We start from the raw sequence: 14,473 nt of genomic DNA on the forward strand, positions 1-14,473 counted from the left end.
TTCTGTGCCTATACGTCAGGGCCGCCGCTTGACATCAGGCGGGGCGGGTTGCGCAAGGCGGCCCCCCATTCACCCGTCCCATGGCGACAGGAGAAGATGATGCAATTCAAAAATATCACTGCAACTGGCGCAATCGGGTTTTGCCTCTCTGTGATGCCAGCCGTCAGCCATGCGCAAAGCAATCATGCCGCAGCCCAGGACGAGGCGCTTTTCGTGCCGATGGTCGATGAATGCGTGGCGATGCCCAGTGCCGAAACCTGCGGGCGGGTGCGTGCCGTGATCATCGAATGTGCCGAAGAGCTTGAACGCGCGCTTTGCGATGTCCTGTTCACCCAGCCGAGCGCGGTCTTTGATCGGCCGCAGATGCAGGCCGAGGCGCAGATCTTGTTGTCCGCTACGCGTGACGCCATCGCGGATATCGCCTTTGCGGAGATCGAGACCCCCGAAAACGATGGCATTATCGCAGAAAGCCGCGCCGATGCAGAACGCGAGATGCTGCGCGGAGATGCCAATCCCATGTCGCATTCCGGCCCGCCCGCCGTCGTGGCCCCGTGATCGCGCAATTTCTCTGACGCAAAGGGGCGCAGACCAAGCCCGCCAAGGCCTGACGCGCGCGCAACAGCCCGCCCGGCGCAATAAAAAGTGATTATCTGGGTAAGCTGGCTGGGATGGTAGGATTCGAACCTACGATACACGGTACCAAAAACCGATGCCTTACCACTTGGCTACATCCCAACAGCGTGGCGCTGGATACTGCGAAGCGCAGGGCGGTTCAAGCCCCGTTTTGCCAAAAAGCCGACTATTCCTTTTGGCGGTCCGGGCGCGAAAACTTTCTGCTGACGTGGCGGGGGCATGCATCCGCATGGCGGCGCATGTGCCGGGCGGTTCATGCCGCCAAGCTGCGTGTTTTGCGCGTTGTTTTGTGGGGTATAAGCGGCGTCTGCGCGCAAGGCCCTGCCGGTCAGCCTCGGCCTGCGCTTTGTCAGACCCGGATCGGGTCTGCCTTTGCCAGCGCGTCGAAATCCATCAGGCTTTGGACCAGCGCGTCCATCTGCGCCAGCGGGATCATGTTCGGCCCGTCGGATGGCGCAATGTCGGGGTCTTCATGGGTCTCGATAAAGACTGCGGCGATCCCCAGCGATACTGCGGCCCGTGCCATCACCGGGGCGAATTCGCGTTGGCCGCCCGATGATCCGCCTTGCCCGCCCGGTTGCTGCACCGAATGGGTCGCATCCATCACGACAGGATAGCCCATCCGCGCCATCGTCGGCAGCGACCGCATGTCGGCCACCAGCGTGTTATAGCCAAAAGACGTGCCACGATCCGTCACAAGGATGCGCCGGTTGCCGGTGCTTTCGATCTTGGCCACGACATTGGGCATGTCCCAGGGGGCCAGGAACTGGCCTTTCTTGACGTTAATGACTGCGCCGGTTTCGCCTGCCGCGATCAAAAGGTCGGTCTGCCGGCACAGGAAAGCGGGGATTTGCAGCACGTCGCAGACCGCAGCGACCGGGGCGCATTGATCAGCCGTGTGGATATCGGTCAGCACCGGGCAGCCGATGCTGTCCTTGACCGATTGCATCACCTTCAGCCCGCCATCGATGCCAAGCCCGCGCTTGCCACCGACCGAGGTGCGATTGGCCTTGTCGAAACTGCCTTTGAACACGAATTGCGCGCCATGGGCCGCACAGATTTCCGCCATCCGCCCCGCGATCATCTGGGCGTGATCGGTGCTTTCCAACTGGCAAGGACCAGCGATCAGCAGCAGCGGCAGATCATTGCCGACCTTCAGTTTTCCGATTTCAACGATATGCATCAAGAGCTGACCTGTTCGCGAAGGATAGAGGCTGTCAACGAGATCATCAGGTAAATGCCCGAGAATATCAAAAAAGCCAGTATCGTGTTTTCAAAAGCACGCGGATAGGTCGCCTGATCGGGCAAGACAGGCCGCACGCTTTCTGACAGGTAGCGCACCTGCCGGTTCGCTTCAATCCGGGCTGTTTCCATCTGGGTCAGCGCCTGTTGCACCATGACTGTCTGAAAGGTGTAATTTTCTTCGGCGGTCAGCAATTCGGTGTTGCGCGCGGCCAGTGACCCTTGATCATTGTTCTTGCCGATCAGCTCGCCGCGCAATTCACTGATCAAGGCGTTGATATTCGCGATCTGGTCGCGCAGCGTCTGGACCTGCACCTGGCTGGGCCGGTCCACGTTCAGCCGCGATTGCAGCACCAGTTCCAAGCGCTGCCTTTCGCCTTCCAATGTCGAAATCTGGCCAAGGCGGCTGGCGGATTCGCTGACCGGGTCGATCTGCTGAACCTCTTGCTGGATCGCGAGCCATGCCGCCAGCGCCTCTGCGCGGCGTCGTTCGGCGGCTTCATAGCTTTCCTGCGCGCCCTGCATCTGGTCGCCGCGCATGCGGCGGGTCAATTGATCAACCTGTTCTTCGGCATAGCCGATCAGCGCTTGCGCAAATTCATAGGCCTTGTCGGGCGCGGCTGCGATGACCTCCATCCGGATCAGGCCCTCGGTCGGGTCATAGCTGATGATGACATGGCGCTTGAACAGTTTGAACGCGGCCTCATTGGTGGCATCCGGGGCAAGGCGCTGGATCGGGTCGATGGCGGGGTCGCTGAAATGCGCCTTAAAGCCGTGATCGGCATCCAGCCGCAACATCGCCTCGCGCGAGGCAAGATAGGATTGCACGGCGATACTGTCTTGTTGGGTGGCCATCGAGGTGCCTTGAAACATATTGGCAAAGCCGCCGGCCCCGGCTTGGGCGGGCTGCGCCTGCTGGATCACGATTTCGGATTTGGTGGCATACATCGGCGTGGCAATCGTGTAGTAATACCAGCCCGCCAGAAAGGTCGGCAGCAAGATAAAGACCGCCAGACGCACCGTCAGCAATGCCAGCTTGCGCCGCCTGCGGCGGGCAATGTCGCGCTGGATCTTGACGATCTCAGAGGCATTCTTGTTGGCCCGCTGGATCGCCTTGGATTCGGGCAGCGTATTGCCCTGGGCAATCGTGTCGGGCAATTGGATACGCCCGGCGGCATCGGGTTTGGGCTGCACCAGTTCCAGCACAGATTGCCGCTGGAACGGGTCGATCCCGGCCAGGCGCAGCTGGCGCACGGCGTCGTAATCGGACCCGACGGTCAAACCCTGTTTCTGGGCGACACGGCGCGCCATGCGCAGCTGGCGGCCGGTCAGCCCTTCTTGGGCGATGGCATCCAGCTGCTCCTGCAGGCTCTGGGCGGGTGCGGCCGGCGCGGCGGGTTGCGCGGCCTCGGCCTGTGGCGCGGGCGCTGCATCTGCCTGCGCATCGCGCCGGATGCGGAATTTCTGGACCCTAGGTTTGGTAGTCATATAGCGCCTTTGCCTCTTCGAGTGTATCGAACATGTAAAGCTGCCCGTTGCGCAGCACGGCGGCAGAGCGCGCGAACCGTTCCAGCGTCGCCGCCTGATGCGATACGATGATGATCGTCGTGCTTTCCAGCCGTTCGCGCAGGATATCGCCCGCCTTGCGATTGAATTCCGCATCCGTGGCGCTGGGCATGCCTTCGTCGATCAGGTAGATGTCGAAATCCAGCGCCAGCATCAGCGCAAAGGTGAACCGCTGTTTCATCCCGCTGGAATAGGTGCCGACGGGCATGTCGAAATATTCCTCGATCCCGCAGAGCCAGCGACAGAAGCTTTCGACATAATCAGGATCAAGCCCATAGATCCGCGCGATATAGCGGCTGTTTTCCATCGCGCTCAGCTTGTTGATCACCCCGCCCATGAACCCCAATGGAAAGGAAATGCGGCAATTGCGGGTGATCATGCCTTCATCGGGTTTTTCCAGCCCCGCCATCATGTTGATCAAGGTGGTCTTGCCGGTCCCGTTGGGCGCAAGAATGCCCAGCGAATTGCCCAGTTCCACGCGAAACGACACGCGGTCAAGGATCACCTTGCGCTGTGTGCCGGTCCAGAATGATTTGCTGACATGCGCAAATTCCAGCATTTGGGTCCTGTAACTACCTGTCAGAACGTTGTGCGACAGGATGCCCGCTAAAAGGTTAACAGGCCCTGATGATCGGGATTCATAGTCACAAAATGCGGCCTGATTGCGACGACAACGCCATGATCAGGGCAAAACTGCGCCCATGGGCGGGCTTGCCCTTCCGGCATGGTCTGACATGATGCACGGGCAGCTTTGACGGGCGGCGGGATTGACCCCGCGTGCCACGCGCTATCTTTGCCAAAATGAATAGGACTATGGATCATGACAAAACTTGCTTTTCTCGGCCTTGGGGTGATGGGTTTCCCGATGGCGGGCCATCTGGCCGCCGCCGGGCATGAGGTGACCGTCTATAACCGGACCCGCGCCAAGGCCGATGCCTGGGTCGCCAAACATGGGGGCACTGCCGCCGACACACCCGCCGCCGCCGCCAAAGGCGCCGATATCGTGCTGGCCTGCGTGGGCAATGACGATGATCTGCGCGCGGTCTGCACCGGCGCTGATGGGGCCTTTGCGACCATGGGCAAAGGCGCGATCTTTGTCGATCATACCACCGTCTCCGCCAAGGTCACGCGCGAGCTTTACGCCGCCGCCAAGGACAAGGGTCTTGGCTTTGTCGATGCGCCGATCTCGGGCGGCCAGGCCGGTGCGGAAAACGCGCAATTGTCGATCATGTGTGGCGGTGACCAGGCCGATTACGATGCGATCAGCGCGGTGATCGACGTCTATGCCAAGCTCGCCCGCCGGATCGGCGACAGCGGTGCTGGCCAGATGACCAAGATGTGCAACCAGATCGCCATCGCGGGGCTTGTGCAGGGCCTGTCCGAGGCGATGCATTTCGCCGATAAGGCCGGGCTTGACGGGCATGCGGTGATCGAGGTGATCAGCCAGGGGGCCGCGGGCAGTTGGCAGATGAACAACCGCTATAAAACCATGCTGGACGATCATTTCACCCATGGTTTCGCCGTGGATTGGATGCGCAAGGATTTGGGCATCTGCCTTGATACGGCAGATGAAAACGGCGCCAGCCTGCCTGTCACCGCGCTTGTGGATCAATTCTACAAGGATGTGCAGAAAATGGGTGGCGGGCGCTGGGATACCTCTGCCTTGTTCAAACGGTTGCAGGCGCTCTAGGCAATGACCGATCTCGACAATGCCCATGCGGCGATGGAGGCAGCACCCGAGGATGATGCCGCCCGTTTGCGGTTCTACGAAAGGCTGGCCGATAGCGAAATCTATCTGCTGCTGGGCGGCGAGGCGGATGGCGACCAGATCACGCCGGCGCTCTTTGATGTCGAGGACGGGCAATATGCGCTGATCTTTGACCGCGAAGAACGGCTGTCGGATTTCGTGGGCCGGATCGCGCCCTATGCAGCCTTGCCGGGGCGGGCGCTGGTGCAGATGCTGGCGGGGCAGGGGGTCGGGCTGGGGCTGAACCTTGACGTGGCCCCCTCTGCCATGCTGATCCCTGCGGATGCGGTGGATTGGCTGGCGCAGACGCTGTCACATGCCCCCGCCGAGACCGAGGCGCGGTTGACTGCCATCGCTGCCCCGCGCCACCTGCCGCAAAGCGTGATCACAGGGCTTGACCGCAAACTGGCGATTGCCGCCGGGCTGGCGCGGTTGGCCTATCTGGCCGAAGTCACCTATGACAGCGGCGCGAAAGGCCATATTCTGGCCTTTGTCGATACAGTGGACGGTGCCGAAAAGGCGCTGGCCTCTGCGGCAGGCGAGGCGCTGACCTTTTCAGGCATCGCGGCGGGGATGATGGATGTGCTGTTCCTGCGCGCCAGCGACCCGATGGCAGCACGCTTGGCAAAGGTCGGCCTGCGCTTTGACCTGCCCGAACCCCCCGTCGCTGCCTCCGGTCCCGCCGCCCCTGGCATGGACCCGACAAAGCCGCCCAAATTGCGCTGACGCGATCCCATCTTCCGAGCCCAAATATCCCCGCCGGAGGCATCGTATTCCGCAGGAATGCGACCCTAATACCCCAACTGCCGGTCGACGACGTTCAGAAACGGCAGCCCTGCCTCGCCCCGCCTGATGTTCTCGGCGATGATCTTGGCGGCGGTTTCGGGGCGCGTGGTGGCGGCAATGTGGGGGGTGACGGTCACTTGGGGATGCGCCCAGTACGGGTGATCGGCGGGCAAGGGTTCGCGGCGGAACACATCCAGCGTGGCATGGGCGATCTGGCCGCTGTCCAGCGCCTGCAACAAGGCGGCATCGTCGATCAGCGGACCGCGACCGGGGTTGATGACGCAGGCACCCGGTGCCAGCAGCGCCAGATTTTGCGCATCAAGGATATTTTGCGTATCCGCCGTCTGCGGCAACAAGGTCACGACGATCTGCGCCGCGCGCAGCGCCTCTTGCAAGCCGGCCGCGCCATGCAGACAGCGCAGGCCCGGCACGTCTTTTGGTGATCTGCTCCAGCCGGTCACCGCGAAACCCAGACCGGCCAGGGCCTGCCCGCAAGCCGCCCCCAGCGCGCCGATGCCCAGGATTGTCACTGGTCTTTCCGCGGCCAGCGGTGGGCTGATCTCATCGCGCCAGATGCCATCCTGGCCCAGGATATGCGCATCCATCCCCAGATGATGGCGCAGCACATGGCCTGTCACCCATTCCACCATCCCCCGCGTCAGGCCGGGATCGACAAGCCGGCATAAAGGCTGGGTCAGGGTGGGGTTGTCCACGACAGTCTCGACCCCGGCCCAAAGGCTCAACACGGCTTTGGTATTCACATAGGGCGCAAAATCGCGCACCGGCCCATTGGGGGCAAAGACGATGTAATCGGTCTTGGCGGGGGCGTGGTCGCGCGCCAGCGCAACAGCCAGCCCGGCCTTGGCAAATGCATCCGACAAGGGGGCTTGATAGGCGTCCCATGCCTGCGGCTTGGCGGAAAACAGAACATTCAACATCAGCGTGGCCTATGCACATGGGCGCTTTGGATCAGCCCGAAAGCGCCCATTAGCACCAGCATCGCCGATCCGCCATAGCTGACCAGCGGCAAGGGCACGCCGACCACCGGGGCCAATCCCGTGACCATCGCCATATTCACGGCGAAGAACAAAAAGAACGTCAGCGCGATCCCCAGCGTCAGCAAGGCCCCAAAGCGGTCCTTGTTCGACAGCGCAGAGGCGATGCAGAACAGGATGATCAGCGTATAGAGCACCAACAGGGTCATTGCGCCGACAAAACCGAATTCTTCGGCCAGGGTGGTAAAGATGAAATCGGTATGCTTTTCGGGCAGAAAGTTCAGCTGCGATTGGGTGCCTTGCATGAACCCCCGCCCGGTCCATCCACCAGAGCCAAGCGCGATCTTGGCCTGGGTGATGTTATAGCCCGCGCCCAGCGGGTCGTTGGTCGGGTCCAGAAAAGTGTCGATGCGCCGGTATTGATAATCTTGCAGGATTTGCCAGGCTGTGCCGCGGCTTTGGAATACCGCCATGACAAGGCCAAGCCCCGCGGCAATCACCGTGGCGAAATAGGCCCAATGCACGCCCGCCAGAAACATGATCGCGCCCCCGCCGATCAAAAGCAGCAAGGCCGTGCCAAGGTCGGGCTGTTGCAGCACCAGCGCCACCGGCACAAGGATCACGACCACCGGCACCATGACCCAGACAGGATGCGATTTGCGCTCTAGCGGCAGCCAGTCGTAATAGGCCGCCAGAAACATCACCAGCGTGATCTTTGTCAGCTCCGAGGGTTGCAGCCGCATGAAACCCAGATCGATCCAGCGTTGCGCGCCCATCCGCACATCGCCGAATAATTCCACCCCGATCAGCAGCAGAACGGACCCGCCAAAAGCCACAAAGGACATGTTCCGCCAGAACCAGATCGGCACCATCGCCACGCCGATCATGACGCAAAGCCCAAGGGCGAACCGCTTCATCTGGGGTTCCACCCATGGAGTGATCGACCCGCCGCCCACCGAATACAACATCACGAAACCGGCCGAAGCGACCGCGATCAGCAACAAGACCACCGGCCAGTTGAGATACAGCAATTTGCGCAGGCCGACCGGCACGGATTTGGTGTTATATTCAAGATAGCTCATGCGCGGCTCTGACTGCGGGTGCCGGCGGGGATGCGGTCCGCGATGCGGCGCTGCTGGGCGGCGATCTGCTCGCGCAGGTTGGCGGGATAGGCCGTCAGCGGCGGCGGGCCACCATATTGGGCCTGCAACAGGATGTCACGCGCCACCGGGGCGGCCGCCGCCGCGCCGCCGCCGCCATGTTCGACCACGACCGAGACGGCATAGCGCGGATTATCCAGCGGCGCATAGCCCACGAACAAGGCATGGTCGCGGCGTTCCCAGGGCAGGTCTTCGTTGCGGATCACCCCTGCGGCGCGTTCTTCGGGGGTGATGCGGCGGACCTGGCTGGTGCCGGTCTTGCCCGCCATCTTGCGCCCCTCGGCCAGGATGCGTGATCCATAGGCGGTGCCACGGTTGTGATTGCAGACCGCATCCATCGAGGCGCGCACCCGGCGCAGGGTGTTTTCATTCAACCCCAAGCTTGGCCCGATCCCGCCGGGCTGGGCGACCCCGTCGATCAGCCGGATCAGCCGGGGCGTGATCTCGTGGCCAGTGGCAAGCCGGGCCGTCATCACCGCCAGCTGCATCGGCGATGTCAACACATAGCCCTGGCCGATGGATGCGTTGACCGTATCGCCGATCCGCCAGGTCTCGCCGCGCACCGATGTTTTCCAATCGCGGTCGGGTGCGATGCCTGTCGCCACGGCGGATAAGGGCAGGTCATGGCGGACGCCAAGGCCCAGCTTGCGGGCCATTTCTGCCATTTTGTCTATGCCGACGCGCTGCGCGATATCGTAATAATACACATCGCAGCTTTGTTTCATGGATTCATGCAGGTTCATATTGCCATGACCGCCGCGTTTCCAGCAATGAAACCTTGTGCCGCCCACATCGGCATGGCCCGGACAATAGACAGTGTCCTCTGCGGTGATCACGCCAGCCTCCATCGCGGCGAGCAGCGTGACCATCTTAAAGGTCGATCCGGGCGGATAGGTGCCTTGCACCGCCTTGGCCGCCAGCGGGCGATATTTGTTTTCCATCAGCGCCTGCCAATCCGCCACCGAAATGCCGCGCACGAACATGTTCGGATCGAAGGAGGGCGATGAGACCACCGCGCGCAGATCGCCGTTTTCAAGGTCGATCACCACCGCGCTGGCGGATTCGCCATCCAGCCGCGCCTGCACATAAGATTGCAGCCGCGCGTCGATGGTCAATTGCACATCCTTGCCGGCGATACCGTCCTGCCGGTCAAGTTCGCGGATGATCCGGCCTGCGGCGCTGATCTCGATGCGGCGGGTGCCGCCCTTGCCGCGCAGATCTGTCTCGAGCCGGTTTTCCGCGCCGGTCTTGCCGTATTCGAAACGCGGGATCTGCAACAGCGGGTCGGGGTTCTCGATCTGGCTGAGGTCGAAATCGCTGACCGGGCCGACATAGCCGACGACATGGGCCATATCCTCGCCCATCGGATAATAGCGGCTAAGCCCGACCTCGGCCTGCACACCGGGCAGAACCGGCGTGTTCAGATTGATCTGTGCGACATGGTCCCAGGACACGCGTTCAAGGATCGTGACCGGCACAAAGGGCGCGCGGCGGCGCATTTCCTCGATCGCGCGGGTCAGCGCATCGGGGGGGATGTCGATGATCTCGGTCAGGCGCGCGAGCACTTTTTCGATATCGCCCGCATCCTCGCGGACCATGACGACGCGGTAATTCTGTTCATTGGCGGCAATGGCGATCCCGTTGCGGTCAAAGATCATGCCGCGTGCGGGCGGCAGCAGGCGCATGCTGATGCGGTTTTCCTCGGCCAGCATCCGGTATTGATCGGCCTGTTCGACCTGCATGTCGCGCAGCCGAAAACCGATCGCGCCCAAGACGCCCAATTGCAACCCGCCGACGACCAGCGCGCGCCGCCCGATGATGCGCGTGCTCTGGATCACGTCCTTGGGAGGGCGTCTCATGGGCGTTGTCCAATCTTGCGCATATCGCCCGGCGCGGCATAGGCCACGCCAAGCAGGTAATGGGCGACGAATACCACCAGCGGATAGATCAGCACAGTGCCGCCCAATTGCATCATCGTCAGCCCCAAAGGTGCCAAAGGTGTCATCACAATAGCAAGCACGACCCGGTTCGCCAATGTGATCGTGACCAGCCCCAGCGCGACAAAGGCCCATTCCGCCGCGAAAGACATGCTGCGCAATTCGCGGTGTCGGGTGCGGATCGCCTCGGACAGCAGCACCACCAGCGCCGCCCAGAGACCGGGTGGCCGCTGGAACAGCAGATCGGTGGCGAAAAACACTGCAGCAACGATGTAGACTGGCACATAGCTTGGCCGACGCGCGACCCAGACGCAGGTCATGGCCAGCAGCAGGTCAGGGGCGGCCCAGCCTGCCGGTTCCAGGTTCAGCGGCACCAGCTGGGTGATCGTCACGATGCTCGCCAGCAGCACGAATACCGCCCGCCGCGCCCAGGTTGATGGCTCGGCAAAATCAGCCATCACTGGCCCCGGCTGTGCCGGCTGTCGCGGGGTTAAGCGCGGATGGCCCGTAGATCTCTGGCAAAGGTGTCAGCAAGCGGCCCGGATCATGGATCACCTCACGCGGATGTGCCCGCAGGACGCGCAGGAATTCCAGCCGCTGGTAATCGGCCGCCAGACGCACGCGCAGCCGGTTGTCGGTGCCCAAGGCCACTTGTCCCACCAGCAGATCGGCGGGAAAGACCCCGCCATCGCCCGAGGATACGACCCTGTCACCAGGGCGCACGACGGCGCGGTCTTCGAGAAACTCGATCAGCGGGTTCGGGGTGCTGTCACCGGCAAGGATCGCGCGCTGCCCCGAGGGCAGGATCGTGATCGGTATCCGGCTGGATGTATCGGTCAGCAGTAGCACCCGGCTTGTCTGGCGGCCGACGCCCGCGATCCGGCCGACCAGCCCGATACCATCCATCGTGGGCCAGCCATCAATGATCCCGTCGCGTGTCCCGACATTCAGCAGCACCGATTGCCGGAAAGGCGATCCGCTATCGGTCATCACGACACCGGTCACGAAGGTCAGCTGCGGGTCGATCCGGACATTGTTCAGATCCAGCAGCTTTGCATTCTCTTGTTCCAGCTGCAGCGCGGCCTCGCGCCAGGCTTTCATCTGTTGCAGTTCGCGGCGCAGATCCTGGTTCTGCGCAGCAAGCCGCTGATAGCTTTGGAAATCGGCCAGCAGATGGGCGGCCCCTTGGACCGGGGCCATCGCCCATTCGACCGAGGGCACGACGCGGTCGATCACCGCCATGCGCAAGCGTTCCACGCGCGGGCTGTCGATCCGCCAGACAGCAAAAACCGCCAGCAAGGCCAGCACCAACACCCCCACCAGCAGGTTGCGGACGGGGGCGATATAGGTCTCGCTGGTCTTGTCGCGTGCCAAGGGGCGGATGTCCTCAGGCCGGAGTTAGCTGTCGTAGTCGATCACATGCCGCAGTTGCTTTTCGTATTCGAGCGCGCGCCCGGTCCCCAGCGCCACGCAATTGAGCGATTCATCCGCGACCGAAATCGCAAGGCCGGTCTGTTCGCGCAGCGCCAGATCCAGCTGGCCCAGCAGCGCACCACCCCCGGTCAGCATCACGCCGCGATCGACGATATCGGCCGCCAGATCGGGGGGCGTTGCTTCCAATGCGGTCATCACCGCCTCGCAGATTTGCTGGACCGGTTCGGCCAAAGCCTCGGCCACTTGCGCCTGGTTGATCTCGGTTTCCTTGGGCACACCGTTCAGCAGGTCACGGCCGCGGATCATCATCGACTGGCCACGGCCGTCGTCGGGCATCCGCGCGGTGCCGATGCTGGTCTTGATCCGCTCAGCGGTGGATTCCCCGATCAGCAGGTTATGCTGGCGGCGCAGGTAGTTGATGATCGCCTCGTCCATGCGGTCGCCACCGACGCGCACGGACCGCGCATAGACGATATCACCCAGCGACAGCACCGCCACTTCGGTTGTGCCGCCGCCGATATCCACGACCATATTGCCGGTGGGGTCCGTGATCGGCATCCCCGCCCCGATGGCCGCCGCGATGGGTTCGGCGATCAGCCCCGCGCGCCGTGCGCCTGCCGACAGAACCGATTGCCGGATCGCGCGCTTTTCGACGGGGGTTGCGCCATGCGGGACGCAGACGATGACCTTGGGTTTGCGAAAGGTGGACCGTTTATGGACCTTGCGGATGAAATGCTTGATCATTTCCTCGGCCGTGTCGAAATCCGCGATCACCCCGTCACGCATCGGGCGGATCGCCTCGATACTGCCGGGGGTGCGGCCCAGCATCAGTTTCGCATCCTCGCCCACGGCCAGCACTTTGCGCACGCCGTTCTTGACCTGATAGGCCACCACCGAGGGTTCCGACAGGATGATGCCCCTGCCTTTGACATAGACCAATGTATTGGCCGTGCCCAAGTCGATCGCCATATCCGAGGAAAAAATACCGCCGAAGCCAAACATGCTGTGGCCTTCCTATTCAAAAATCACTGTCCCGCGCCGTCCCGCTGCGCCCGGTTGCAACGGTTATAAAGATTGCGGCGCAGGGAGAGAAGCCCTCGTTTCTGTCATGGTGGCGGTCGGGCGCTGATTGATCTAATGCAATGTATCGTTTCTATTTTAGCTAAAGTAACAACAATAGATATAACTTTTGCAACATCGCCTTATATCCCGCCCGATACCCGGCCCTGCAAAGACAACAGGCGGCCCCGTTGCGGGGGCCGCCTGTTGCACGCATCCGAGTCGTTTGGCTTAGCTGTCTTTGTAGCTGACACCCTTGGTGTCATAGCCCGGCTGTGAATGGGCGCGCCGCACCAGCAGCCGGTTCAGCGCGTTGATATAGGCTTTGGCGCTGGCCACGACCGTATCGGTATCGGCGGATTGGCCGGTTGCGATGCGGCCGTCCTCTTCCATCCGGACCATGACGGTGGCCTGTGCATCGGTGCCTTCGGTCACGGCCTGCACCTGATACAATTGCAACCGCGCGCCATGCGGGAACAAAGCCTTGACCGCGTTGAAGGTCGCATCCACAGGGCCGTCGCCCGTGGCCGTTGTGGTGGCATCTTCGCCGTCGATATCCAGCACCATATCCGCCTGCTGCGGCCCTTCGGTGCCACAGACGACGCGCAGGGATTTCAGCTTGATCCGGTCCTCGCCGCTTTCGTTTTGATAGACCAGCGCCATCAGGTCATCGTCAAAGACTTCCTTTTTGCGGTCGGCCAGATCCTTGAACCGCACGAAGACATCATTCAGCTGGTTATCGGCCAGATCAAAGCCAAGCGCGGCCAGTTTCGCGCGCAGGGCGGCACGGCCCGAATGTTTGCCCAACGGCAGGCTGGTGCCCGACAGGCCCACATCCTCTGGGCGCATGATCTCAAACGTTTCGGCGTTCTTCAGCATCCCGTCCTGATGGATGCCGCTTTCATGGGCAAAGGCGTTCTTGCCCACGATGGCCTTGTTGAACTGCACGGCAAAGCCCGACACGGTCGCCACCCGGCGCGAGATGTTCATGATCTTGCGCGTGTCGATCCCCGTCTCATAGGGCATGATATCGCCACGGATTTTCAGGGCCATCACGACCTCTTCCAAGGCGGTGTTGCCCGCGCGTTCGCCCAGACCGTTGATCGTGCATTCGATCTGGCGCGCGCCGCCGATCACAGCGGCCAGCGAATTGGCCGTCGCCATGCCAAGGTCATTGTGGCAATGGGTGGCGAAAATCACATCATCCGCGCCGGGCACAGTGGCGATCAGCCGCTTGATCAGATCGGCACTTTCGGCAGGGGCGGTATAGCCCACGGTGTCGGGGATGTTGATCGTCGTCGCCCCCGCCTTGATCGCGATCTCAACCACGCGGCACAGGTAATCCCATTCCGTGCGCGTCGCATCCATCGGCGACCACTGCACATTGTCGCACAGATTGCGCGCATGGGTCACCGTGTCATGGATGCGTTCGGCCATCTGGTCCATGTCAAGGTTCGGGATCGCGCGGTGCAACGGCGAGGTGCCGATGAAGGTATGGATGCGCGGCGATGCGGCGTGTTTCACCGCGTCCCAGCAGCGGTCGATATCCTTGTAATTCGCCCGCGCCAGCCCGCAGATCGTGGCGCGTTTGGCCCGTTTGGCGATTTCGCTGACCGCGTTGAAATCCCCCTCAGAAGCGATGGGGAAACCGGCCTCGATGATATCGACGCCCATATCATCCAGCAATTCCGCGATTTCCAGCTTTTCGGCATGGGTCATCGTCGCACCGGGGCTTTGTTCGCCGTCGCGCAGGGTCGTGTCGAAAATCAACACTTTGTCTTTGGTCATGTCATTATTCCTTTGATCTTTGGCAGGTATCGGCGCTGTCCCATCCGAGCGGTCGCGCCGACAGGCACGCTCAGGCGCTGCTAAGAAGTAGCAGGGCGGGGGCAGTGCCGAATGTCTGTGCCATCG

At 62.2% G+C, this 14,473-nt stretch carries 13 protein-coding genes and 1 tRNA gene; 3 read left to right on the forward strand and 11 right to left on the reverse strand.

All coding sequences use genetic code 11. The annotated features are described in order from the left end of the window. The first annotated feature begins 96 nt into the window (after nt 1-96). On the forward strand, nt 97-555 hold the full coding sequence (locus LOKVESSMR4R_RS02770) for a hypothetical protein (RefSeq protein ID WP_157898105.1): 459 nt from the start codon (nt 97-99) through the stop codon (nt 553-555). 105 nt (nt 556-660) lie between these two features. On the opposite strand, the gene LOKVESSMR4R_RS02775 is transcribed toward LOKVESSMR4R_RS02770, so the two are convergent. The 4 genes from LOKVESSMR4R_RS02775 to LOKVESSMR4R_RS02790 all read right to left on the reverse strand — a co-directional run bounded on the left by LOKVESSMR4R_RS02775 (nt 661) and on the right by LOKVESSMR4R_RS02790 (nt 4,000). Then, nucleotides 661-735 (reverse strand) — tRNA-Gln (locus LOKVESSMR4R_RS02775). Between the two features lie 247 nt (nt 736-982). Then, nucleotides 983-1,816 (reverse strand): 3-deoxy-8-phosphooctulonate synthase, encoded by an 834-nt coding sequence (gene kdsA / locus LOKVESSMR4R_RS02780; RefSeq protein WP_087206203.1) that lies wholly within the window; start codon nt 1,814-1,816, stop codon nt 983-985. Continuing rightward, nucleotides 1,816-3,363: a capsule biosynthesis protein gene (locus LOKVESSMR4R_RS02785; protein ID WP_087206204.1), complete on the reverse strand. Its 1,548-nt coding sequence runs from the start codon at nt 3,361-3,363 to the stop codon at nt 1,816-1,818. Before LOKVESSMR4R_RS02785 ends, kdsA begins: the two co-directional genes overlap by 1 nt. Continuing rightward, nucleotides 3,347-4,000, reverse strand: coding sequence for an ABC transporter ATP-binding protein (locus LOKVESSMR4R_RS02790; protein WP_087206205.1), 654 nt, complete (start codon nt 3,998-4,000; stop codon nt 3,347-3,349). The genes LOKVESSMR4R_RS02785 and LOKVESSMR4R_RS02790 overlap by 17 nt, the downstream gene beginning before the upstream one ends. A gap of 261 nt (nt 4,001-4,261) precedes the next feature. On the opposite strand from LOKVESSMR4R_RS02790, the gene LOKVESSMR4R_RS02795 reads away from it, so the two are divergent. Further along, nucleotides 4,262-5,131, forward strand: a complete 870-nt coding sequence (locus LOKVESSMR4R_RS02795) for an NAD(P)-dependent oxidoreductase (RefSeq protein ID WP_087206206.1) — start codon at nt 4,262-4,264, stop codon at nt 5,129-5,131. Between the two features lie 3 nt (nt 5,132-5,134). Further along, nucleotides 5,135-5,914, forward strand: a complete 780-nt coding sequence (locus LOKVESSMR4R_RS02800; protein ID WP_087206207.1) for an SseB family protein — start codon at nt 5,135-5,137, stop codon at nt 5,912-5,914. Between the two features lie 65 nt (nt 5,915-5,979). Here LOKVESSMR4R_RS02800 and LOKVESSMR4R_RS02805 read toward each other — a convergent pair whose 3' ends face one another. From LOKVESSMR4R_RS02805 to LOKVESSMR4R_RS02835, 7 genes are all read right to left on the reverse strand, one after another. Further along, complete coding sequence (locus LOKVESSMR4R_RS02805) at nt 5,980-6,912, reverse strand: 2-hydroxyacid dehydrogenase (RefSeq protein ID WP_087206208.1); 933 nt, start codon at nt 6,910-6,912, stop codon at nt 5,980-5,982. Continuing rightward, a complete protein-coding gene (gene rodA, locus LOKVESSMR4R_RS02810; RefSeq protein WP_087206209.1) occupies nt 6,912-8,051 on the reverse strand; it encodes a rod shape-determining protein RodA in 1,140 nt (379 codons plus the stop codon). Before rodA ends, LOKVESSMR4R_RS02805 begins: the two co-directional genes overlap by 1 nt. After that, the gene (mrdA, locus tag LOKVESSMR4R_RS02815) at nt 8,048-9,988 is read right to left on the reverse strand and encodes a penicillin-binding protein 2 (RefSeq protein WP_087206210.1); all 1,941 of its coding nucleotides are present in this window, start codon (nt 9,986-9,988) and stop codon (nt 8,048-8,050) included. Before mrdA ends, rodA begins: the two co-directional genes overlap by 4 nt. Further along, entirely contained in the window at nt 9,985-10,524 is a 540-nt protein-coding gene (locus LOKVESSMR4R_RS02820; protein WP_087206211.1) for a rod shape-determining protein MreD, read from the reverse strand. The genes mrdA and LOKVESSMR4R_RS02820 overlap by 4 nt, the downstream gene beginning before the upstream one ends. Beyond that, nucleotides 10,517-11,440 carry a rod shape-determining protein MreC gene (gene mreC / locus LOKVESSMR4R_RS02825; protein WP_087206212.1) on the reverse strand — a complete coding sequence of 308 codons (924 nt, stop codon included), beginning with the start codon at nt 11,438-11,440 and terminating at the stop codon, nt 10,517-10,519. Before mreC ends, LOKVESSMR4R_RS02820 begins: the two co-directional genes overlap by 8 nt. A gap of 24 nt (nt 11,441-11,464) precedes the next feature. Beyond that, nucleotides 11,465-12,502 (reverse strand): rod shape-determining protein, encoded by a 1,038-nt coding sequence (locus LOKVESSMR4R_RS02830; RefSeq protein ID WP_087206213.1) that lies wholly within the window; start codon nt 12,500-12,502, stop codon nt 11,465-11,467. A gap of 288 nt (nt 12,503-12,790) precedes the next feature. Continuing rightward, entirely contained in the window at nt 12,791-14,347 is a 1,557-nt protein-coding gene (locus LOKVESSMR4R_RS02835) for a 2-isopropylmalate synthase (protein WP_087206214.1), read from the reverse strand. Nucleotides 14,348-14,473 lie beyond the last annotated feature (126 nt).

Origin of the sequence: Yoonia vestfoldensis, from assembly GCF_002158905.1 — a bacterium.
In the GTDB taxonomy this organism is placed as follows: domain Bacteria; phylum Pseudomonadota; class Alphaproteobacteria; order Rhodobacterales; family Rhodobacteraceae; genus Yoonia; species Yoonia vestfoldensis_B.

Coding starts and splice junctions, on each gene's coding strand:
- LOKVESSMR4R_RS02820 (WP_087206211.1), bottom strand. CDS start 10,524: ATGGCTGATTTTGCCGAGCCATCAACCTGGGCGCGGCGGGCGGTATTC.
- LOKVESSMR4R_RS02770 (WP_157898105.1), top strand. CDS start 97: ATGATGCAATTCAAAAATATCACTGCAACTGGCGCAATCGGGTTTTGC.
- LOKVESSMR4R_RS02800 (WP_087206207.1), top strand. CDS start 5,135: ATGACCGATCTCGACAATGCCCATGCGGCGATGGAGGCAGCACCCGAG.
- kdsA (WP_087206203.1), bottom strand. CDS start 1,816: ATGCATATCGTTGAAATCGGAAAACTGAAGGTCGGCAATGATCTGCCG.
- LOKVESSMR4R_RS02805 (WP_087206208.1), bottom strand. CDS start 6,912: ATGTTGAATGTTCTGTTTTCCGCCAAGCCGCAGGCATGGGACGCCTAT.
- rodA (WP_087206209.1), bottom strand. CDS start 8,051: ATGAGCTATCTTGAATATAACACCAAATCCGTGCCGGTCGGCCTGCGC.
- LOKVESSMR4R_RS02785 (WP_087206204.1), bottom strand. CDS start 3,363: ATGACTACCAAACCTAGGGTCCAGAAATTCCGCATCCGGCGCGATGCG.
- LOKVESSMR4R_RS02795 (WP_087206206.1), top strand. CDS start 4,262: ATGACAAAACTTGCTTTTCTCGGCCTTGGGGTGATGGGTTTCCCGATG.
- LOKVESSMR4R_RS02835 (WP_087206214.1), bottom strand. CDS start 14,347: ATGACCAAAGACAAAGTGTTGATTTTCGACACGACCCTGCGCGACGGC.
- LOKVESSMR4R_RS02830 (WP_087206213.1), bottom strand. CDS start 12,502: ATGTTTGGCTTCGGCGGTATTTTTTCCTCGGATATGGCGATCGACTTG.
- mrdA (WP_087206210.1), bottom strand. CDS start 9,988: ATGAGACGCCCTCCCAAGGACGTGATCCAGAGCACGCGCATCATCGGG.
- LOKVESSMR4R_RS02790 (WP_087206205.1), bottom strand. CDS start 4,000: ATGCTGGAATTTGCGCATGTCAGCAAATCATTCTGGACCGGCACACAG.